Annotated in this window: 24 protein-coding genes; 10 read left to right on the forward strand and 14 right to left on the reverse strand. The window is 66.8% G+C overall.

Going from position 1 to position 20,983, the window contains the following annotated elements; all coding sequences use genetic code 11:
- Positions 1 to 48: 48 nt before the first annotated feature.
- From HEQ22_RS08425 to HEQ22_RS08450, 6 genes are all read right to left on the reverse strand, one after another.
- Entirely contained in the window at positions 49 to 1,533 is a 1,485-nt protein-coding gene (locus HEQ22_RS08425) for an NAD(P)(+) transhydrogenase (Re/Si-specific) subunit beta (RefSeq protein ID WP_432770730.1), read from the reverse strand.
- Position 1,534: 1 nt separating this feature from the next.
- A complete protein-coding gene (locus HEQ22_RS08430) occupies positions 1,535 to 1,816 on the reverse strand; it encodes a proton-translocating transhydrogenase family protein (RefSeq protein WP_037510628.1) in 282 nt (93 codons plus the stop codon).
- A 160-nt stretch (positions 1,817 to 1,976) separates the two neighbouring features.
- A complete protein-coding gene (locus tag HEQ22_RS08435) occupies positions 1,977 to 2,600 on the reverse strand; it encodes a fasciclin domain-containing protein (protein ID WP_432770731.1) in 624 nt (207 codons plus the stop codon).
- A gap of 196 nt (positions 2,601 to 2,796) precedes the next feature.
- Entirely contained in the window at positions 2,797 to 3,165 is a 369-nt protein-coding gene (locus HEQ22_RS08440; RefSeq protein WP_432770732.1) for a PH domain-containing protein, read from the reverse strand.
- A complete protein-coding gene (locus HEQ22_RS08445; protein WP_432770733.1) occupies positions 3,165 to 4,283 on the reverse strand; it encodes an NAD(P) transhydrogenase subunit alpha in 1,119 nt (372 codons plus the stop codon). The genes HEQ22_RS08440 and HEQ22_RS08445 overlap by 1 nt, the downstream gene beginning before the upstream one ends.
- A 4-nt stretch (positions 4,284 to 4,287) precedes the next feature.
- Positions 4,288 to 4,410: an aa3-type cytochrome c oxidase subunit IV gene (locus tag HEQ22_RS08450; RefSeq protein ID WP_432770734.1), complete on the reverse strand. Its 123-nt coding sequence runs from the start codon at positions 4,408 to 4,410 to the stop codon at positions 4,288 to 4,290.
- 246 nt (positions 4,411 to 4,656) lie between these two features.
- Here HEQ22_RS08450 and HEQ22_RS08455 point away from each other — a divergent pair, with 246 nt between their 5' ends.
- From HEQ22_RS08455 to HEQ22_RS08465, 3 genes are all read left to right on the forward strand, one after another.
- On the forward strand, positions 4,657 to 6,093 hold the full coding sequence (locus HEQ22_RS08455) for a sigma-54-dependent transcriptional regulator (protein ID WP_432770735.1): 1,437 nt from the start codon (positions 4,657 to 4,659) through the stop codon (positions 6,091 to 6,093).
- A gap of 87 nt (positions 6,094 to 6,180) precedes the next feature.
- Positions 6,181 to 6,834 carry an SRPBCC family protein gene (locus HEQ22_RS08460; RefSeq protein WP_432770736.1) on the forward strand — a complete coding sequence of 218 codons (654 nt, stop codon included), beginning with the start codon at positions 6,181 to 6,183 and terminating at the stop codon, positions 6,832 to 6,834.
- Positions 6,834 to 7,175 (forward strand): ArsR/SmtB family transcription factor, encoded by a 342-nt coding sequence (locus HEQ22_RS08465; protein ID WP_432770843.1) that lies wholly within the window; start codon positions 6,834 to 6,836, stop codon positions 7,173 to 7,175. The genes HEQ22_RS08460 and HEQ22_RS08465 overlap by 1 nt, the downstream gene beginning before the upstream one ends.
- A gap of 7 nt (positions 7,176 to 7,182) precedes the next feature.
- Here the strand turns inward: HEQ22_RS08465 and HEQ22_RS08470 are convergent, their stop codons facing one another.
- The 8 genes from HEQ22_RS08470 to glmM form a co-directional block, all read right to left on the reverse strand.
- Positions 7,183 to 7,566: a host attachment protein gene (locus HEQ22_RS08470; protein WP_432770737.1), complete on the reverse strand. Its 384-nt coding sequence runs from the start codon at positions 7,564 to 7,566 to the stop codon at positions 7,183 to 7,185.
- A gap of 78 nt (positions 7,567 to 7,644) precedes the next feature.
- Positions 7,645 to 8,775, reverse strand: coding sequence for a dihydropteroate synthase (gene folP / locus HEQ22_RS08475; RefSeq protein WP_432770738.1), 1,131 nt, complete (start codon positions 8,773 to 8,775; stop codon positions 7,645 to 7,647).
- A 113-nt stretch (positions 8,776 to 8,888) separates the two neighbouring features.
- Entirely contained in the window at positions 8,889 to 10,043 is a 1,155-nt protein-coding gene (locus HEQ22_RS08480; protein ID WP_432770739.1) for a site-specific DNA-methyltransferase, read from the reverse strand.
- Positions 10,044 to 10,389: 346 nt separating this feature from the next.
- Positions 10,390 to 11,286, reverse strand: a complete 897-nt coding sequence (locus HEQ22_RS08485) for an oxidoreductase (protein WP_432770740.1) — start codon at positions 11,284 to 11,286, stop codon at positions 10,390 to 10,392.
- A 16-nt stretch (positions 11,287 to 11,302) separates the two neighbouring features.
- Positions 11,303 to 11,857 (reverse strand): ribonuclease HII, encoded by a 555-nt coding sequence (locus HEQ22_RS08490; RefSeq protein WP_432770741.1) that lies wholly within the window; start codon positions 11,855 to 11,857, stop codon positions 11,303 to 11,305.
- Between the two features lie 136 nt (positions 11,858 to 11,993).
- Positions 11,994 to 13,181: a bifunctional hydroxymethylpyrimidine kinase/phosphomethylpyrimidine kinase gene (gene thiD, locus HEQ22_RS08495; RefSeq protein WP_432770742.1), complete on the reverse strand. Its 1,188-nt coding sequence runs from the start codon at positions 13,179 to 13,181 to the stop codon at positions 11,994 to 11,996.
- 106 nt (positions 13,182 to 13,287) lie between these two features.
- Entirely contained in the window at positions 13,288 to 13,512 is a 225-nt protein-coding gene (locus HEQ22_RS08500; protein ID WP_432770743.1) for a DUF1272 domain-containing protein, read from the reverse strand.
- Positions 13,512 to 14,849, reverse strand: coding sequence for a phosphoglucosamine mutase (gene glmM / locus HEQ22_RS08505; RefSeq protein WP_432770744.1), 1,338 nt, complete (start codon positions 14,847 to 14,849; stop codon positions 13,512 to 13,514). The genes HEQ22_RS08500 and glmM overlap by 1 nt, the downstream gene beginning before the upstream one ends.
- Positions 14,850 to 14,956: 107 nt before the next feature.
- Between glmM and HEQ22_RS08510 the strand changes: the two genes are divergently transcribed.
- The 7 genes from HEQ22_RS08510 (at position 14,957) to HEQ22_RS08540 (ending at position 20,983) form a co-directional block, all read left to right on the forward strand.
- The gene (locus HEQ22_RS08510) at positions 14,957 to 16,210 is read left to right on the forward strand and encodes a dicarboxylate/amino acid:cation symporter (RefSeq protein WP_432770745.1); all 1,254 of its coding nucleotides are present in this window, start codon (positions 14,957 to 14,959) and stop codon (positions 16,208 to 16,210) included.
- Positions 16,207 to 17,202, forward strand: a complete 996-nt coding sequence (locus HEQ22_RS08515; protein WP_432770746.1) for an aldo/keto reductase — start codon at positions 16,207 to 16,209, stop codon at positions 17,200 to 17,202. The genes HEQ22_RS08510 and HEQ22_RS08515 overlap by 4 nt, the downstream gene beginning before the upstream one ends.
- Positions 17,203 to 17,259: 57 nt before the next feature.
- Positions 17,260 to 18,309 (forward strand): mannose-1-phosphate guanylyltransferase, encoded by a 1,050-nt coding sequence (locus HEQ22_RS08520; protein WP_432770747.1) that lies wholly within the window; start codon positions 17,260 to 17,262, stop codon positions 18,307 to 18,309.
- Positions 18,310 to 18,570: 261 nt separating this feature from the next.
- On the forward strand, positions 18,571 to 18,825 hold the full coding sequence (locus HEQ22_RS08525; RefSeq protein ID WP_432770748.1) for a hypothetical protein: 255 nt from the start codon (positions 18,571 to 18,573) through the stop codon (positions 18,823 to 18,825).
- Positions 18,826 to 18,956: 131 nt separating this feature from the next.
- Positions 18,957 to 19,124, forward strand: coding sequence for a hypothetical protein (locus HEQ22_RS08530; RefSeq protein ID WP_432770749.1), 168 nt, complete (start codon positions 18,957 to 18,959; stop codon positions 19,122 to 19,124).
- Positions 19,125 to 19,207: 83 nt separating this feature from the next.
- Complete coding sequence (locus tag HEQ22_RS08535; protein ID WP_432770750.1) at positions 19,208 to 19,573, forward strand: hypothetical protein; 366 nt, start codon at positions 19,208 to 19,210, stop codon at positions 19,571 to 19,573.
- A 186-nt stretch (positions 19,574 to 19,759) separates the two neighbouring features.
- Complete coding sequence (locus HEQ22_RS08540; protein WP_432770751.1) at positions 19,760 to 20,983, forward strand: HlyD family secretion protein; 1,224 nt, start codon at positions 19,760 to 19,762, stop codon at positions 20,981 to 20,983.

Here is a 20,983-nt window from a genome sequence, read left to right on the forward strand (position 1 = left end):
AAAAGGACGGTGCTTCGACAGGCTCAGCACGAACGGAATTGGGTCTTATCAATGCCCGCTGCCGCTCAGCGCTTTCACGATATCGTCGGCCATCTTCTTGGCATCGCCCAGCAGCATCATCGTCTGGTCCATGTAAAACACGTCGTTGTCGACCCCGGCATAACCGACCCCGCCCATCGAGCGCTTGACGAACAGCACCGTCTTCGCCTTTTCGACGTCGAGCACCGGCATGCCGTAAATCGGCGAGGTCTTGTCGGTCTTCGCCGACGGGTTGGTCACGTCGTTGGCGCCGATGACGAAGGCGACGTCGGCCTGCGCAAACTCGCCGTTGATGTCCTCCAGCTCGAACACCTCGTCATAAGGGACGTTAGCTTCGGCGAGCAGGACGTTCATATGGCCGGGCATACGGCCCGCGACGGGATGGATCGCATATTTGACCGTCACGCCCTCTTTCTTCAACTGGTCGGCCATTTCGCGCAGCGCGTGCTGCGCCTGCGCCACCGCCATGCCGTAACCGGGGACGATGATGACGGTGTCGGCCTGGCTCATCAGGAACGCCGCATCTTCGGCGCTGCCCGGCTTCCACGGCCGCTGTTCCTTCGATCCGCCGTCGCTCGGCCCCGCATCGGCGCCGAAACCGCCGGCGATCACGCTGATGAAGCTGCGGTTCATCGCGCGGCACATGATGTACGACAGGATCGCCCCCGACGAGCCGACGAGCGCACCGGTGATGATCATCGCGGTGTTGCCGAGCGTGAACCCCATCGCCGCCGCCGCCCAGCCCGAATAGCTGTTGAGCATCGACACGACGACCGGCATGTCGGCGCCGCCGATCGGGATGATCAGCAGAAAACCGATGGCGAAGCTGAGCCCGGTGACGGTCCAGAACACCCATGGGCTTTGGTCGACCGTGAAATAGGCCACGAGGCCGATGATCGCGGCGAGCGTGCCAAGATTGATCAGGTGCCGGCCCGGCAGCATGATCGGCGAACCCGACATATTGCCGTTGAGCTTGAGGAAGGCGATGACCGAACCCGAGAACGTGATCGCACCGATCGCGATGCCGAGGCCCATTTCGATCCGGCTGACCGTGTAAATCTGCCCCGCCGCGTCGGCAATGCCGAACGCCTGCGGGTTGAGATACGCCGCCGCCGCCACCGCGACCGCGGCGAGGCCGACGAGGCTGTGGAACGCCGCGACCAGCTGCGGCATCGCGGTCATCGCGATCCGCCGCGCCATCACGATGCCGATGACGGCGCCAATGCCGATTGCGATCAGGATTTCGATCATCGCGATGCTGTCGAGCGCCCCGCCGTCGAGGCGCGGAACATGCGTCAGCAGCGTCGTGACCACCGCGATCGTCATGCCGATCATGCCGTAACGGTTGCCGCGCTGCGCCGAGGCCGGCGACGACAGGCCGCGCAGCGCCAGGATGAAGAACACGCCCGACACCAGATAGGCGACGGCGGCCCAGGGGTTCACCGCCAGGCCGTGATCGCCGGCGGCGGCGGCAAGGATCGACTGGATGTCCATCTCAGCGCTCCTTTTTCTTGTACATCGCCAGCATGCGCGCGGTGACCGCAAAGCCGCCGAAGATGTTCACGCTCGCCATCACCACCGCCGCAAGCCCGAGCCATTTCGACGAGGCCGAACCCGCAGCGGCGCTGGCGATCAGCGCCCCGACGATGATGACCGACGAAATCGCATTGGTCACGCTCATCAACGGCGTGTGCAGCGCCGGGGTCACCGACCAGACGACGAAATAGCCGACGAAACACGCCAGGACGAAAATCGAAAATATCGCGATGAAATCCACGGCGCGCTCCCCTGCTGATTCCGCTTGGCGCACCTCTTGCCGCGCGCGCCGGGGTGTGTCGACTCCAAAGCGGGCAAAAAATACGGCCCGCATCGCTCGAAACCGAGAAATGCGGGCCGTTTGAGACAGATTATGTCGTGCGGCGCGGGGCGCCGCCCGGTTACATCTTGGGGACAAGTACCGCATCGACGACGTGGATCACGCCGTTCGATTGGCCGACGTCGGCCTGCGTCACCGTCGCCTTGTTGCCGCTGGCGCTGGTCAGGATGATCGAATCGCCGCTCTGCGTCGCGGTCAGATCCTGGCCGTCGGCGGTCTTGAGCACGGCCTTGCCGCCGCCCGCGGTGATCTGCGCGGCCAGGTCGGCGGCGGTCAGACGGCCGGGGACGACATGGTTTTTCAGCACGCCGGCCAGCACTTCCTTCTGCGCCGGGCGCATCCAGCCGTCACGTGTTTCCGGCGCGACCTGGGCAAAGGCGGCGTCGGTCGGCGCGAACACCGTGAATGGCCCCGCTCCGGTCAGCGTCGGCGCCAGCCCGGCGGCGGTCACCGCTGCAACCAGCGTCTTGTGGATCGGCGAGGCCGAGGCGTTTTCGACGATGTTCTTCGTCGGCAGCATTTCGGCGCCGCCGACCATCGGGTTGGCCCCGGCTGCATCCATCGAGGCGGTTTCGCCCGCCGCGACGGTGGTGGTTTCGGTCGGGGGCGTTTCGGTGCTGCTGTTGCAACCAGCGAGGCCCAGTCCGGCGGCGGCCACCGCCGTCATCAAAATTGCGCGAGTCATAAAATTCTCCTGTAAGCCCATCGGGGGACGGGACGTCTGCCGGCGCGGGGTGTGCCGCGCCTGCGGCCGAAGATACGGTCGCCGCGCCCGATAGACGCACCGCAAGACAGAATAGTTTCAATTCACGCGATGAACCGAGGCGGCCAGCGCCAGTTGCCCACGACCAGAAGCCTAGGGTCAGGAATGCTGATACAAGCTAACGCTTGAGCAGCGTCTGTTCGGCCATGATCCGCTGGATGACGCGCGGGTCGCTCTTGCGCGACACCTTGACCTGCAACGGTTCCGCCGCCCCCGACACCCAGATCTTCATGTCGGCGTCGAGGTCGAAGGTGCCCGCGGTTTCCAGCGCAAAGCGCACCACCGACCGCCACGGCACCGACTGGAATTCCACCTTCGATCCGGTCAGGCCCTGAACGTTGATGTAAATCAGGCGCTGGTCGGTCAGCAGCACCGAATCGCGGATCGTCCGGAACGCCGCGAGGATCGTCTCGCCGGCGATCAGGGCATGCCCGAACTCGGCGGCGGCCGATGTGACGTCGAGATCGCTGGCGCTGAACAGTCCCATCAGAGCAGCCGCTCGTTCACGACCTTGCCGCCCTGCGTCAGGCGGATGGCATTGCCGATTTCCTCGTCAAGCACCGGCTTGCCCGCGTCCTTGTCCCAGAAGGCCGACAGGAAATTGAACAGATTGCGGCTGAACAACGCGCTGGTATCGGCGGGCATCAGCGCCGCGATATTCTTCGCGCCGATCACCGTCACGCCGTGAATGCGCTTCGCCTCGCCCGAGACCGATCCTTCGACATTGCCGCCGCTTTCGGCCGCCATATCGACGATCACGCTGCCGCTGCGCATCGTGGCAAGTTGCGCGTCCGAAATCAGCCGCGGCGCGGGGCGCCCCGGGATCAGCGCGGTGGTGATCACGATGTCCTGCTTGGCGATGTGCGACGACACCAGCTCGGCCTGCGCCGCCTTATATTCGTCGGACATTTCGGTGGCATAGCCGCCCGCGCCCTCGCCCTCGATCCCCGCCACCGTCTCGACGAAGATCGGCTTGGCGCCGAGGGACATGATCTGTTCCTTGGTCGCGGCGCGCACGTCGGTCGCGCTCACCTGCGCCCCGAGCCGCCGAGCGGTCGCGATCGCCTGCAGGCCCGCGACGCCGACCCCCATGACGAACGCCTTGGCGGCGCTCACCGTGCCCGCCGCGGTCATCATCATCGGAAAGGCGCGGCCATAGGCGTTCGCCGCGATCAGCACCGCCTTGTACCCCGCCAGATTCGCCTGGCTCGACAAGATGTCCATCGACTGCGCGCGCGTGATGCGCGGCATGAATTCCATCGCCAGCGCTTCGATTCCAAGCTTGGCATAGGCATCGATGCGCGCGCGCTCACCGAACGGATTGAGCCCGGCGGCCAGCCAGGCGCCGTCGGCAAAGCCGCTCAGGCCCTGCGGATCGGGTCCCTGGATCGCCAATATGATGTTCGCGCCCTTCAGCACCTCGCCGCGCGCCGCGACGCTGGCGCCCGCGGCGGCATAGTCGGCATCGGCGACCGATGCGGCCTCGCCCGCCCCCGTCTCGACGGCAACGTCGGCGCCCAGGCCGATGAATTTCTTGACGGTTTCGGGGGTGGCAGCGACGCGGGTCTCGCCGGGGGCGAGCTCCTTCAGGACGGCGATGCGCATCCGCTCAGGACGCGATCAGCAGCACGACGAAGATCGTCACGACCGCGGTGATGATCGATCCGATCTTCAGCAGGCTGATGAACCCGGTATAGGTTGCCTCGGCCGACTTCATTTCCGGTTGTGCCATGATCTTGTCCTCTTTGCCTGTCCCTGCGGGCCGATGATCCCGCAAATATACGGCGGGATGCCCAGAATCGCGATGGTGCCGGTCTTAGCCACGCCGCCCGCGATGCTCAATAGCCCGTTTGGCCCGATGGGCCGCAGCCGCAAAAGCCCGACGCCCTTAATCGCCCCTTTACCCATCGGCAGTACAGCGGTCGGCCACAGCGCAACCGCTGAACGACCGACCGGCTATGGGGGCAAATTCACAGCGATGGCGAGCATGCGCGACACGCGAACGGTTATGATCGTCGACAGCGAGACGGCGCAGCAGCGCTTTCTCGCCGCGCTGGTGTCGCGTGGCGGCTGGCGCTCGATGGTCGTCGGCGATGCCGACACCGCGCTGGCCAAGCTCGGCACCCAGGACGGCATGGCGCTCGACGCGGTGCTGGTCGATCAGGGCACGCCGGGCATGGAAATGTCCGAATTCGTCGCCGAATTGCGCCGCTGGCGCCCGGCCCTGCCGGTCATCGTCATCACCATGCGCAACGGCGTCGAAGTCGCGGTCGGCGCGATGCGCGCCGGCGCCAGCGATTTCGTCCAGAAACCGATCGCCCCCGACCGGCTGCTCGAGGCGCTCGACCGCATCGCCTCGCCGACGGGGCCGCAGGGCGAACTGCGCCCGCTCACCGAAAAGCTCCGCGCCCCGCTGGCGTTCGAAGAGATCATCGGGTCGAGCCCAAATTTCCGCAGCGCGCTCGCGATCGCTGCCAAGGCCGCGCGCGCCCGCGTGCCGGTGATGATCAACGGTCGTCCCGGCACCGGCAAGGAAGTGTTCGCCCGCGCGATCCACAGCGCGTCCCCACGCGCCCGCGGCCAGCTCGTCATGGTCGATTGTTCGGCGGTATCGCCGGGGCTGATCGGATCGGGGCTGTTCGGCCACGAACGCGGCGCCTTTGCCGGCGCCTTCGATCGTCAGGTCGGGCGACTGGTTCAGGCCGACGGCGGCAGCATCATCATCGACCATGTCGAATGCATCCCGCTCGAAACGCAGGCCAAACTCGTCGAATTTCTGACCAGCGGCGAAGTCCAGATGATCGGCGGCTCAATCCGCCAGAGCGTCGACGTGCGGATCATCGCGACGAGCGCCAGCCCGCTCGACAAGCTGATCGAGGCCGGCCATTTCCGCGAAGACCTGTTCTATGCGCTGTCGAGCGCGCAATTCACCCTGCCACCGCTCTCCGAACGCCGCGGCGACGTCGGCCCGCTCGCGCGCCACCTGCTCGCGCGCATCGGCGGGCTGCCCGGCATGGGCCCGATCGGCGTCACCGACGATGCGCTGCGCCTGCTCGCCGCCTACGCCTGGCCGGGCAACGTCCGCCAGCTCCAGGACGTGCTGTTCCGCGCCGCGGTCGAAAGCCGCACCGACGTGCTCACCAGCGCCGACTTTCGCGCCATCGAGGCCGCGCTCGGCGGCGGCGGCAACGTCGCCAGCGGCGGCGACATCGCGATCAACGGCGAAGCGATCGGCGTCACCCTCTACCTCCCCGACGGCAATCTTCGCCCGCTCGAGGAAATCGAGGCCGACGTCATCCGCCTCGCGATCGGCCACTATCGCGGCCGCATGAGCGAAGTCGCCCGCCGCCTCGGCATCGGCCGCTCGACCCTCTATCGCAAACTGAGCGACCTCGGGATCGACACCGCCGCCTGACGCATCTCGAGCCCGGTCGAGCCGAATGCGCTTGATATATAAGTTTCAACTTATATGACTCTCCCGCCATCAACCGGGAGAATCACTATGTCGTTCGACACCATCGCCCAGGCCACCATGGTCGTCCGCCAGGTCGAGGATGTAACGCACGACGGCCAGCCCGCCCGCGCCGTTGTCGCCTCGCGCCACTATCCGACCGATATTGATGACTTGTGGGATGCAATCACCGCCAAAGACCGCATTCCGCGCTGGTTCGCGCCGGTCGAAGGCGACCTCGAACTCGGCGGCAGCTACCAGATCAAGGGCAATGCCGGCGGCACCGTCACGGCATGCGAACCGCCGCGCCGTTTCGCGCTGACGTGGGAATATGGCGGAGGCACGAGCCGGGTCGAGGTCGCGCTGGCCGAAGCGGGCGAATACTCGACCCGCCTGACGCTGCGCCACATCGCTCCGCTCGACGACAAATCGGAGGAGTTCTGGGACAAGTTCGGCCCTGGCGCCGTCGGCGTCGGCTGGGACCTGTCGTTGCTGGGGCTCGGCTGGCATATCGAAACCGGCGAAGGCAATGAGCGTTTCTCTGAGGAAAGCTGGGGTCTGAGCGAGGAGGGCAAGGCCTTCTCGACCGCGAGCAGCGACGCGTGGACCGCAGCATCGATCGCCTATGGCACGCCCGATGCCAATGCGCGCCGGGCGGGTGTGGCGACGACCGCCTTCTACACCGGCGTTGCCGCACCCAAGTGATGCATGCCTTCGACGTTCTTGGCGACCCGGTGCGCCGCCGTATCCTCGAGTTGCTTGCCGACGGGCAGCGCACATCGGGCGACGTGGTCGCGGCGATCGCCGCCGAATTCGGCATCTCGCAGCCCGCGGTGTCGCAGCATCTGCGCGTCCTGCGCGACAGCGGCTTTGCGACCGCCGAGGCGAAAGGGCGCCAGCGGCTCTATACCGTGGCGCCCGAACGCTTCGACGAGATCGACGCGTGGGTGCAGCGCTTTAAACGGACGTGGGAGCCGCGCCTCGAAGCGCTGGCGACCGAAGTCGCGCGCGAAAAGAAGTCGCGGAAGCCGACCGAACGCGCCTAGCCACCCACTATGCGCTGGCGATCGATTTCAGGATGTCGTCGGTCGACTGGCCGGTCAGCGTCTTGGCGATTTCGCCGACCAGCGCCGCTTCCAGCGTCTTGTGATATTGCTTGCGCATCTCGCCCAGCGTGCTCGGATCGGCGATCACCACCAGCTGCTTGATCTTGTTCGACAGCACCGCCGCGTTCAGCGCTGCGGCGACCGAGGCGGCATGGCCGGCTTCCTCATTCTGGCGCGGGCTGTCGCCCTGCCCGGCATTGTGGGCGGATTCGTCGCTCGTCGGCAGGTCGACGGCCTTCAGGCTGGGATCCTGGTCGGTGCCGCTGTTCTTGAACAGTTGGAACTGGGTGCCGTCGGCGACGGCGACGTGCGAGCCGGTGGGAAGTTGCATAAATCTCTCTCCGATGGGGAATGGCGCGGGATCGCGCCGGGGTCGGGAGATATACGCGGGAGCGTCGCGGGGGTTGCCTCAGCCAGTGAGCGCGGCATCGCGCAGCCCGCGCCACACGCGCAGCGCCTGACGGTTTTCGATGATGTCGTGCACCCGCAGCAACTGCGCACCATACGCCGCCGCCTGATAGTGCAGCGCGACGGTGCCGCCCAGCCGCTCGTCGACCGGCGCTTCATTGTCGAGCGCGCCGATCATCCGCTTGCGGCTCGCGCCGAACAGGATCGGACAGCCCAGCGTGTGGAACAGCGCCAGCCCGTTGACCAGCGCCAGATTGTCGGCGACCCCCTTGCCGAAACCGATGCCCGGATCGACGATGATTTTCGCCGGGTCGATCCCCGCCGCGATACACGTCGCGACGCGCGCGGCGAGCATGTCGTAAACGTCGAACAGCGGGTGCACGTACGCCCCGCCCGCATGCGGATCGCTCGATGCAGATGGCGCGTGCATCAGCACGACATGGCACCCCGCCGCCGCGACGACCTCGAGTGCACGGTCGTCGTAACGCAGCGCCGAAATATCGTTGACGACCCGCGCTCCGGCGGCCAGCGCCGCCTCCATCACCGCGGCCTTGCGCGTGTCGATCGACACCGCGACGCCTCCCTTGGCCAGCGCCGCGACAATGCCCTCGACCCGCCCGATCTCGTCGCCTTCCCACACCGGCGGCGCCCCCGGCCGCGTCGATTCACCCCCGACATCGACGATCGCCGCGCCGGCCGAAGCCATCGCAAAGCCATGCTCCATCGCCGCCTCGGTATCGATATGGCTGCCGCCGTCGGAAAAGCTGTCAGGCGTCGCGTTCAAAATGCCCATGAGCTGCGGCTCGTTCAGCCGCACCGTCCGCTCGCCAAGGTTCAGCGTGCCGCGCGGCCGCGCCACCGCGGCGCGCTGCGCCGTCGCCGCCCGCGCCAGCGCCTCGGGCATCGCCGCGAGCCAGCCGTCGAACTCGCCCACCGCCACGATCGCCGACCGCACCGCACCGCCATCGCGCACGCTGACATGCCACGCCGCGAACCAAACCATCGTGTCGGCAATCCGCAGGCAGTCGTCGTCGAGCTCGTGCGGACGGTCGACGAAACACGCCGGGCGGCAATAGATTTGCGCATCGGGTGCGGAGCTGCCGAGGTCGGGCTTGGTCAGTGGTTGAAACATAACGCTCCCTCTATCCATTCGCGCTGAGCTTGTCGAAGCACCGTTCTTCTTTGACGGCCGAAGAGAAGAGCGACCCTTCGACAGGCTCAGGGCGAACGGAATTGAAGAGCGGTCTAAGCCTCGTTCGCCAGCAGCCAGTCCTGCCGCACCGCGTCGATAACCCGCAATTGCTTGCCGTCGTCGACATGCCAGAAAGTCCAGCCGTTGCAGCTCGGCGCGCCCTGCACCGCGGCGCCGACCTTGTGGATCGACCCGGCCGCCTGCCCGGCGCAATCGAGGCTGCCATCGACGCGCACCACCGCGTGCCAGCGGCGCTTGGCGTCGGTCAGCCGCGATCCCGGCGCGATCAACCCGCCCTCGACCAGCGTTCCAAACGCCACCCGCGTCGCCGCCCGCGGCGCCATCATCGTCTTCACCGCGCTCTCGTCGAGCGGCAGCGCCATGTCGATGCGCTCCTTCGCGGCGGCGATATAATCGTCCTCGCGTTCGATGCCGATGTAATGCCGCCCCAGCCGCTTCGCGACCGCGCCGGTGGTGCCGGTACCGAAAAACGGGTCGAGGATCACGTCGCCGGGGTTCGAACAGGCAAGCAGGATGCGATAGAGCAACGCCTCGGGCTTCTGCGTCGGATGCACCTTGGTGCCGCCCTTTTTCAGCCGCTCCTGCCCGCCGCAGATCGGGATCAGCCAGTCCGACCGCATCTGCAATTCGTCGTTCAGCGTCTTCATTGCGCGATAGTTGAAGGTGTAGCGCGCCTTCTCGCCCATCGACGCCCAGATCAAAGTCTCGTGCGCGTTGGTAAAGCGGGTGCCTTTGAAATTGGGCATCGGGTTCGCCTTGCGCCACACCACGTCGTTGAGGATCCAGTAACCCTGATCCTGCAACGCAGCGCCGACGCGGAAGATATTGTGATAGCTGCCGATGACCCAGATGCTGCCACCCGGTTTCAATATCCGTTTGGCTTCCTTCAGCCACGCATGGGTAAAGCGGTCATAAGTGGCGAGGCTGTCGAACTTGTCCCATTCGTCGTTGACCGCATCGACCTGGCTGCCATCGGGGCGATGCAGGTCGCCGCCGAGCTGCAAATTATACGGCGGATCGGCAAAGATCATGTCGACCGACGCAGCGGGCAGGCTGCGCATCATGTCGATGCAATCGCCCTGCAGGATGCTGTCGAGCGGCAGGTCCGCGGGCGGCGCCGACGGAGATGAGGTTTTGGCCGCGCGCTGCTTCGCCGCCGGGGTCTTCACCCGTTCCATCACGCCCATGTCTCGCCCCTGTCCCGCATGAAAAGATGGCCTTGATGAGTCCGGCAGAGTCCGCCGTCAAGCCCGGGATTCTAGGGATTCCGGGTGCAACAATGGTTAACGCGACGGGAACGAAACGAGTCCCACACAGCATATGGAGTCTGCGGCGACCCGCGGACTCAACCACTGGTGGTGTGGCGGTGAGGACTCACCGGGGAAAAAACTTACTTTAATCCTCCCTGTGACGAAGCCATGGGGAGGTGGCAGCGCGAAGCGCTGACGGAGGGGCTTTGGCGCACCGTGGCGGCCCCTCCACCATTTGCTTCGCAAACGGTCCCCCTCCCCATCGCTTCGCGACAGGGAGGATTCATATCCCCGGATCGACCCCCGTCAGCGCGACCGACCGCTCCCACAGCTCGTTCGCCAGCACCGGATCGCGCGCGGTGCGCGTCGCGCGCGCGGCGCCCGATCGACCGCTGACTTCGCCCAGCCCCTGCGGCCCCAGATAGTCGCCGCCCTGCACATGCGCCCCGGTCGCTGCCTGCAACGTCGGCCATGCCCCCTGCGCCGCGCTGTTGAAAAAGGGCGCAGCGAGCGGACTCAGCGTGCGCAGCGGCAGCGGCAGGTGCCGGGTCAGCTCGGTGATCGCCACCCCCGGATGGCATCCGATCGCCTGCGTCGAGCGTCCCGCCGCGCCCAGCCGCCGGTCGAGTTCGAACATATGGAGCAGGTTCGCGAGCTTGCTCGTCTGATAGCGCGGGTATTTCTGGTAGCTGCGCGCCGCCGACAGGTCGCTGAAATCGATCTGGCCGCCCTTGTGGGCGAGGCTCGCCGTGATCACGATGCGGTCGTCGACATGGCCGTGGACCAGACCGGTAAAGGCGAAGGTGCCCAGGTGGTTGACCCCGAATTGCAGCTCATACCCCTGTTTGGTCAGCGTGCGCGGCGGCACCATGACCCCGGCATTGTTGATCAGCACGTCGATCCGCGGCCCGGCCAGCAACGCCTTCGCCGCAGCCCGCACCTGATCGAGGTCGGCGAGGTCGAGCGCCAGGAACGACAGCTCGGCCTGCGGCACATCGGCGCGAATGCGTTGCATCGCGGCGTCGGCGCGCGCCTCTTCGCGACACGCCAGGACGACCGCCGCGCCGCGTGCCGCCAGGATTTTTGCGGTTTCGAACCCGATGCCGGCGTTGGCGCCGGTCACCAGGAAGCGGCGGCCCGTCTGCGCGCCGACGTCGTCGGCCGTAAACCCGCTGCGCATCGCTTTCTCCCGTCGATCAGACCAGCTGCATTTGTGCGACCGGGGCAAAACTGGTCCGGTGAAGCGGCGTCGGGCCATGCTGGCGCAGCGCCGCAAGATGCCGGGCGGTACCATAACCCATGTTAGTATCCCAGCCAAAGTGCGGAAATTCCCGCGCCGCGGTCACCATATACCGGTCGCGGTGCTGCTTGGCGACGATGCTGGCGGCCGAAATGCATGGGTGCAGCGCGTCGCCGCCGACGATCGCCCGCGCGGTATAACGCCAGCGCGGCAGCCGGTTGCCGTCGACCAGAACCTCGACGGGCTCGAACCCCAGCGCGTCGACCGCGCGCGTCATCGCCAGCAGCGTCGCCTGCAGGATGTTGATGCCGTCGATCTCGGCGACGCTCGCCTCGCCGACGCCCCAGCGGCAGCGCGCCTTGATCTCGATGTCGAGCTCGGCGCGGCGCTTGGCGCTCAGCTTCTTGGAATCGTCGAGGCCGGGGATGCCTTCAGGGCACAACAAAACCGCCGCCGCGACCACCGGTCCCGCCAACGGCCCCCTGCCCGCCTCGTCGACGCCGACGATCATACGCTTTCCCCGGTCAACCCGCCTTCTCCTTGCCGTTCGTGTCGAGCGAAGTCGAGAGACCCGGCGCCGTCACGCCATGCCGATGGGCATCTCGACTTCGCTCGATGCGAACGGATTGAGGGTGCAGCAGAAAAAGTCACACCCGCCACGGCGGATACCTCCGATACTCGCCCGCCTGATACAGGCACAACCGGTTGCCCGCCGGATCGCTCAGTCGCGCCTCGCGCCAGCCCCAGTCCTCGTCGGCGGGCATCGTCTCGAACCGCACCCCGCGCCGCGCCAGATAGGCGACCCAGGCGTCGAGCGCGCCGCTCTCCAGATAGGTCGTCGCGCCGCCCGCGGCGCTATCGCCCACGCCTTCGTGAACATGGATCGACAGCGTCACCCCGTTGATCGCCTCGAAGCGCGCATAACCATTCGCCGGACTGTCGACGATCTGCGTCAGCCCCAATTGTTTGTAATAGGCGACCGACACCGCATAATCGCTGGCCGGCAGCGTGATCTGGTTGAGCGCCGGGCCGGTGAACAGCCCGTCGTTGCGCACCGCCTGCTGCCCCATCGGGCCGTGCCCCTGCCCCAGCCCCGGCGCGTCGAGCAGCGCCAGTCGCACGAAATCGCGCGCCCGCGCCACCGCGGGCTCCAGCGGCATGCCCTGCGCCAGTCCGCAGGCGATCGCGCTCGCCAGCGTGCAGCCGGTGCCGTGGGTGCTGCGCGTTTCGATCCGCGGCGCCTCCCACAGCGCGATCGTGCCATGTTCGGTGACCAGCCGGTCGGTGATCGTCTCGCCGGTGCCGTGGCCACCCTTGACCAGCACCGCGGCCTTGGCCTTTTTCGCATAGGCGACCGCCGCGCCCTCGACCGCGTCCTCGGCAAGCGCCTCGCGCCCGCAGAGCGCCGCGAGTTCGGGCAGGTTCGGCGTCACCACGGTGCTGAGTTCCGCCAGCACTTCCATCGCGGCGACCGTCTTCGCGTCCGCCAGCACCGCGCCGCTCGTCGCGATCATGACGGGATCGAACACGAAGGTTTCGCCATAGACGCCCGAGATCAGCTCCTCGGCGACCGCCATTGCCGTGTCGGCGCCGCCGAGCATGCCGATCTTGACCGCATCGACGCCGATATCCTCGGCGACGACGCGCATCTGCTGGCTTACCATCGCGGTCGGGATCGCGTGCACCGCCTCGACCCCCAGCGTGTTCTGCGCGGTGATCGCGGTGATCGCGGTCATCGCGTGGCCGCCCAGCATCGTGACCGCCTTGATATCGGCCTGAATCCCCGCGCCGCCGCCGCTATCGGACCCGGCAACGATCAGGACGCGTGCGGTCAAGGCGCAACCCCCCAGTCTTCGTCACCCCGGACTTGATCCGGGGTCCATGACGCCGCCGCGTTTATGGATGCCGGATCGGGTCCGGCATGACGAAAGCGGGAAAGGGTCAAACCTTGTACTTCCGCACCGTCGAGGCCGGGTATTTCGCCAGCGCCGCGCCCTCGCGCAGCGGCCGGTCGAGCAGATCGCCGCCGCAATTGGGGCAGCGCTCGTCCATCCGGTCGGCGCAGTTGGCGCAAAAGGTGCACTCCATCGAACAGATGAAGGCGCCATGGACATTGGCGGGCAGGTCCTTGCCGCATTTTTCGCAATCGGGACGCATTTCGAGCATTATTCTACTGCCTTTCTGACTGCGTCGCAGATGCTGTCGACGACGCTTTCTACTTGGGATGCATCATCGCCTTCGGCCATGACGCGGATGAGGGGTTCGGTGCCCGACGCCCGGATGACCAGGCGCCCGCGGCCGCTCAGCGCCGCCTCGCCGTCGGCGATCGCCGCCTGCACCTGCGCGTCGCCTAACGGTTCGCCGCCTGCGAAACGCACATTCTTCAGCAGCTGCGGCACCGGATCGAACTGGTGGAGCAGCTCGCTCGCCGGTTTGCCCGACGCAACCAGTTCGGCGAGCACCTGCAACCCCGCCAGCGTGCCGTCGCCGGTCGTCGCATGGTCGGACAATATCATGTGCCCCGACTGTTCGCCGCCGACGTTGAAGCCGCCTTCCTTCATGCGCTCGAGCACATAGCGGTCGCCGACCTTGGTCCGCTCGAGCCGCAGCCCTTCGCCTTCCAGGAAGCGCTCGAGGCCGAGGTTCGACATCACCGTCGCGACGACCCCTCCGCCTTTCAGCCGCCCCTGCCGCGCCCAGCTCGCGCCGATCAGCGCCATGATCTGGTCGCCGTCGACGATCGCGCCCTTTTCATCGACGACGATCAGCCGGTCGGCGTCGCCGTCGAGCGCGATGCCGATGTCGGCGCCGCTCGCGACGACAGTTTCCTGCAGCAGCGCCGGCGAGGTCGAGCCGCATTTGTCGTTGATATTGATGCCGTTGGGGGTCACCCCGATCGCGACGACGTCGGCGCCAAGCTCCCAGAACACCGTCGGCGCGCTGTTATAGGCGGCGCCGTTGGCGCAATCGAGGACGATCTTCAGCCCGTCGAGGCGAACCGATTCGGGCAGGCTCTGTTTCACCGCGTGGATATAGCGGCCGCGCGCGTCGTCGATGCGCTTGGCGCGCCCGATCTGCGCCGGTTCGGCCAGCTTCGGCTCGCGCGCCAGCAACAGCTCGATCGCCGCCTCGTCGGCATCCGACAGCTTGTAACCATCGGGGCCGAACAGCTTGATACCATTGTCGTAAAAGGGATTGTGGCTCGCCGACAACATCACCCCTAGGTCGGCGCGCATCGACCGCGTCAGCATCGCGATCGCCGGCGTGGGCATCGGGCCGACCTGCACCACATCCATGCCGACGCTGGTGAACCCCGCCACCAGCGCGTTTTCGAGCATATAGCCCGACAATCGCGTGTCCTTGCCGATCACCACCCGGTGCTTGTGGTCGCCGCGCAGAAAGTGCGCGCCCGCCGCCATGCCGACGCGCATCGCGACCTCGACCGTCATCGGGATCTGGTTGGTCAGGCCGCGGATACCGTCGGTTCCGAAAAACTTGCGCATGGCACCTCTGCTACCTAAGCCGGACGAAAGCGCGACGCTCCGCCGGTCCTTGCGGATCGCCCTAGGTTACCGCTTTTTTCTTTGCAAGTTGGCCGGAGGAATTGGACGTGAAATCGGCATGGATCATCCTGGCGGCATTGATCGGCGGGATGCTGCTGGGGATCGGCATCGAAACGCTGTCGCCCGACGCCGGCACCGCCTCGCTGCCGTGGATCGAACCGATCGGGCTGCTCTGGCTCAATGCACTCAAGATGACGATCGTCCCGCTCGTCGTCGCGCTGCTGATCACCGGGATCACCGCCACCGCCGACGCCGCGCGCGCCGGCAAGCTGGCCAGCCGCGCGGTGCTGATCTTCCTCGCCGCGATCATCCTGTCGGGGGTCATGTCGCTGATCGTGACGCCGCTGCTGCTCCGTATCTTTCCGCTCGCCGCCGACACCGCCGCCGCCTTGCGCAGCGGGCTCGGCGGCAGCGCCGAAGCCGGCGCCTCGCCCAGTTTCGGTGATTTCCTGCTCTCGCTGGTCCCGACCAACCCGATCGCCGCGGCCGCCGAGACCGCGATCCTGCCGCTCATCGTCTTCACCACCATCTTCGCCTTCGCGATCACCCGCCTCGCCCCCGAACAGCGCGCGACGCTGGCGGGGCTGTTCAAGGCGCTCGGCGATGCGATGCTGATCGTCATCGGCTGGGTGCTCGCGCTGGCGCCGATCGGGGTGTTCGCGCTCGGCTATGCGCTGGCGGTCAAGGCCGGGCTCGCGGCGTTCGGCGGGCTCGTCCATTATGTCCTGATCGTGTCGGGGATCGGCGTGTCGTGCATCCTGCTCGCGCTGTTGCTCGCGATCGTCGTCGTGCGCATTCCGCCGGCGGCGTTCGTGCGCGCGATGGTGCCGACGATGGCGGTCGCGATCAGCACCCAAAGCTCGCTCGCCAGCCTGCCCGCGATGCTCCGCTCGTCCGCAGCGCTCGGCGTCGATCCGCAGAAGGCCGACGTCGTGCTGCCGCTCGCGGTCGCGCTGTTCCGCTTCACCAGCACCGCGATGAACCTTGCGGTCGTCGTCTACGTCGCGACCCTGTTCGGGTTCGAACTGACGCCGTGGGAGATGGCGGCGGGGCTCGCGGTCGCGGTCGCCTCGGCGCTCAGCGCGGTCAGCCTGCCCGGATCGATCAGCTTCGTGACCTCGATCGCGCCGATCGCGACCGCGATGGGGGTGCCCGTCGCGCCGCTCGCGCTGCTCGTCGCGGTCGAAACCTTCCCCGATATCTTTCGCACCCTCGGCAATGTCATCGCCGACGTCACCGCGACCAAATATGCCGCCGACGGCGTCGCCGACAACCCCGCACCCACAGGAGCCATGCCATGAAATACCGCACCCTCGGCCACGGCCTCACCGTCTCCGCGATCGGCATCGGCTGCATGCCGATGATCAAGGGCGGCAACATCCTCTACGGCGAAAACGCCGACCTCGGCGAAGCGACCCGCACCATCCACCGCGCGATCGACCTTGGCGTCACCTTCTTCGACACCGCGCAGATCTATGGCCCGTTCACCAACGAAGAACTGGTTGGCGAGGCGATCAGGGGCAAGCGCGACGGGCTGGTCATCGCGACCAAATTCGGGTTCAAATTCGACGGGCCGAAGATCGTCGGGGTCGACGGATCGCCCGCCAACGCGCGCAAATCGTGCGAGGAGTCGCTCCAGCGCCTCGGCATCGACACCATCGACCTCTTCTACCAGCACCGCGTCGATCCGTCGCTGCCGATCGAGGAGGTCGTCGGCGGGATGATGGAACTGGTGCACGAGGGCAAGGTCCGCCACATCGCGCTGTCCGAAGCCGGTCCCGAAACGCTGCGCCGCGCCGCCAAGGCGGCACCGATCGCCGCGCTGCAAAGCGAATATTCGATCTGGGAGCGCGAGGTCGAGCACGAGATCCTCGCCGTCTGCCGCGAAAACGGCATCGGCTTCGTCCCCTATTCGCCGCTCGGCCGCGGCTTCCTCGCCGGCACCATCCGCAGCCGCGACGAGCTCGCCGAAACCGACTGGCGCCGGAACGACCCGCGCTATTCGGCGGAGAATCTTCCCGCCAACCTGAAAGTCGTCGACGCCATCGGCGCGGTCGCCGACCGCCACGGCGCGTCGAAAGCACAGGTCGCGCTCGCCTGGCTCCTCGCGCAAGGCGACGACATCGTCCCGATCCCCGGCACCAAGCGCCGCGCGACGATGGAGGACAGCGTCGCCGCCGCCGACCTCGCGCTCACCGCCGACGATCTCGCCACCATCGAAGCTGCCGCTCCGGTCGGCGGCACCAGCGGCCCGCGCTACGGCGAAGCCGGGATGCGGATGGTGCGGCTATAGTCGCGAGGACGTCGATAGGGGGGTGACCCGGCGCGCGACGGGCGATAGACCGCTGCCATGACCCTCCCGATCCAACCCGTCATCCTGTGCGGCGGCGCCGGCACCCGCCTGTGGCCCGAATCGCGCGGCACGCGCGCCAAGCAGTTCCTGCCGCTGACCGGCCCCGCCAGCCTGTTCCAGCAGACGCTCGGCCGCACCCCCGCCGGTGACGCGTTCGCGCCGCCGATGATCCTGTGCGGCGACGCGCATGTTGACACGGTGCGCGCGCAGCTCGGCGCGCAGCAGGCCGCGCTGCTCGTCGAACCGATGCCGCGCAACACCGCCGCGGCGATCGCGCTCGCCGTCGCCCGCGCCGACGCCGATACGCTGCTGCTCGTCATGCCCAGCGACCATGTCATCGCCGACGTCGCCGCCTTCCACGCCGCGATCGCCCGCGGCGCAGAGCTTGCCCGACAGGACTGGCTCGTCACCTTCGGCATCGCCCCCGACCGCCCCGACACCGGCTTCGGCTATATCGCCAGCGGCGCGGCGCTTGCAGGTGATGACGGGAACGCCGGTTTCCAGGTCGCCCGCTTCGTCGAAAAGCCGCCGCGCGCCGACGCCGAAGCGATGCTCGCCGCGGGCGGCTACAGCTGGAACGCCGGCATCTTCCTGTTCCGCGCCGGGCGGATGCGCGATGCGATGCTCACCCATTGCCGCGCGATATTCGAAGCCGCCGACCGCGCCGTCGCGGCGGGCCGCCACGATGGCGACGCGCTCTACGCCGACGCCGCCGCCTTTGCAGAGGCGCCGTCCGACTCGATCGATTATGCGGTGATGGAAAAGGACGACCGCGTCGCCGTCGTCCCGGTTGCGATGGGCTGGTCCGACCTCGGCAGCTGGCAGGCGGTGCACGCGCTCGCCCCCCCCGACGACGCGGGCAATGTCACCGCCGGCGACGTGTTCGCCCACGACAGCCGCGGCAATCTGATCCGCGCCGGCGGCAAGCGCGTCTCGCTCGTCGGGATGCAGGATGTCGCCGTAATCGTCGACGGCGACGATATATTGGTGATGCCGCTGGCCCGCTGTCAGGACGTCCGCGCGGCGGCGAAAGCGCGCGAGGATTAAGGCGCGGGCACGACGCCGCAAAGTCGATGCCACCGATAACCGCGCTCTACGCCATCGGCGGCGTTATAATATTGCCGGTCGCGATTATTTCGCCACGTTGCGTCTTCAAACGAAACTAAATACGCCGTTTATCATCTTGGTTTTAATTGAAAACTTACTGAAATAAACATCAATGTCGGGTTGACAGGACCCGGTAAGCCATCGAACTTGCCTACGGGTCGGCAACGGATTCGGCCCGTCACTGCAACAGATGGAGAGTGTATGTCGTACGTGAATCACGCAGGTCAATTTGCGCCGAGCCAGATTCGGGAAATCGATTTTTCGACGGGCATCATCGAGTTGACCGACGACGAAACCGCCATGGTCAATGGCGGCCTCGCACCGCTCGCGTGGGCCGGCGCATTGGCGCTTCGCTGTGCCGCGAATGCCGCGTGCCGCAACAGTGTGAAGGTCGGCGCGCTGGCCGTTGCCGGCGCCGCCGCTGCCTACGTGGGGTATGAGAATAACCGTGAATAATATGTCGCACTCCCCATCCGGGGGAAAACGAACGCTTATGTGGTTCTGGATCGCATTGGTTCTGGTGGTCATCGCCGGATACCAATTCGGCAAGGACAGAGCCCTGACGGAAAACAGGAAGGATGCGACCAATGCAATACGATAGCCAGATCCAGACCATGAGCGACGCCGAAATCGCCGACGTCAACGGCGGCTTCTTCTGGATCGCGCTGCCGATCATCATCGGTGCCGGCTACACGCTGGGCAAGGATCGCGCGACGCGCGACAATGCGCGCGACGAGAACAAGAAAGAAGCATAACCTTGGCGGTGGCCGTGCGCGGGGGGCACCCCTGCAAGCGGCCACCACCTTCTCGATGGCCACCTTCTCGATGGGATGTACTGGTGCCCTTGTCTGACAAACCCTCGCTTGCGGCCGGGCTGGCGGAAATGGAATCCTGCCGCAGCGGCCTTTCGCTGCTTATGGTGACGATCGAAGAATGTGAAAGCTGCGAGGCACTGCGCCACGACGCGGCGGCGCTCGTCGAAGCGCTGCGCATCGACCAGGCCTGCATCTGCACCTTGGCGGTCGACGACGACGGCGAACTGGCCCCGGCCAGAAAGCTTCGTATAACCGACGTGCCTTCGGTCTATCTTTTTAACGACGGCGTTATAAAAGGCGGCTGGTCAGGATATGACCACAACTTTCCCCAGGACGTCAGAGTATCGAACCTCTGCGCGAAAATATCGGCAAAGCTCGTGAGCCATTGACCCGCCATGCTGTGCGAAAAAGAAAAAAGTGAGGCGCGTTTGTCGATCTGCCGGAGTTGCGAGAATTCGAAAACCGTCGTCAGCGCCGTTTTCTGCAAACGATGCGGATGCAATATGCAACTCAAGGCTCGCCTGTCGGGGGCGCGTTGCCCGGAAAGCCTCTGGTGATCCGAAAATAAACCGTCGATGTTCCGCACCGAAGCCATAACCCACCGCGCCGACCGCCTGTCGGGCGACGTCGCGATTGCCGTGCCGATCGCGTGGCAGACCATTGCCTATCTGATCTTCGGCGGCCTCGTGGCCGCCCTTATCTTTCTCTCGCTCGCCAGCTATGCGCGTGTTGAAACCGTGGGCGGTGCCATCGTGCCCGATCGCGGCGTGGCGATGATCGTTCCGGTCCGCAGCGGCGTGGTGACCGCGCTGGCGGTCCGCGACGGCCAGCGCGTCGCCGCTGGCGCCGAACTGGCCGCCATCCGGTCCGAGGAAGATTCCGCCAGCGGCGTCTCGAGCGCGGCCCGGATCGAAGCGGCGATCGCCGATCAGGACGCCAGCCTCGTTGCCCAGGTCGCCGCCGCGGGCGCCGCCGCGTCGGCGCAGCAACGCCAGATTGCGGCGCAGCAGTCGGGCCTCACCGCCGAAATCGCCCAGTTGCAGTCGCAGATCGCGCTGCAACAGGAACTGATCGTCTCGGCGCAGGAGGATTATGACCGCGCCCGCACGATCGCCGATCGCGGCTTTATCAGCGGACGCGATCTCCAGGTGCGCGAAGAAACGCTGCTGGCGCGGCGCCAGAGCCTCGCACAACTCAACCAGGCGCTGGCATCGCGCCGCTCGTCGCTTATGGAGGCGCAGCGCAGCGCGGTCCAGATCGCGGCCCAGGCCCGCGCCCAGGGCGCCGATCTCGCCGCGACCCGCGCGCAGGTCGCGCAGCAGGCTGCCAGCGCCGCGGGTTCGCGATCCTATGTCCTGCGGGCGCCGGTCGCGGGGCGGGTCACGGCGATGTCGGCCCGCATCGGCCAGCCCGTCGGTCCCCAGGCGCCGCTGATGACCATCGTTCCCGCCGGCTCGACCTTGCGCGCCGAACTGGCGGTGCCCAGCGCCGCCATCGGCTTCGTCAAACCGGGGCAGGAAGTGCGCCTCGCCGTCGACGCCTTCCCCTACCAGAGCTTCGGCACGATCAAGGGCAAGATCCTCACCGTCGCAACCAGCGCGGTCAGTCAGCAGGCGGCCGACGGCACCCGGATCGCGGTCTACCCGGTGACCGTCGCCCTCGATCGCAGTACCGTCACCGCCTTCGGCCGGTCGGAGCCTTTGGTGTCGGGCATGACCCTCACCGCGCGGATCATCACCGAAAAACAGTCGCTGATCCGGTGGCTGTTTGAACCCCTGTTCGCCGTCGCGAACCGTTAA

It is taken from the genome of Sphingopyxis sp., from assembly GCF_050916055.1.
Lineage (GTDB): Bacteria > Pseudomonadota > Alphaproteobacteria > Sphingomonadales > Sphingomonadaceae > Sphingopyxis.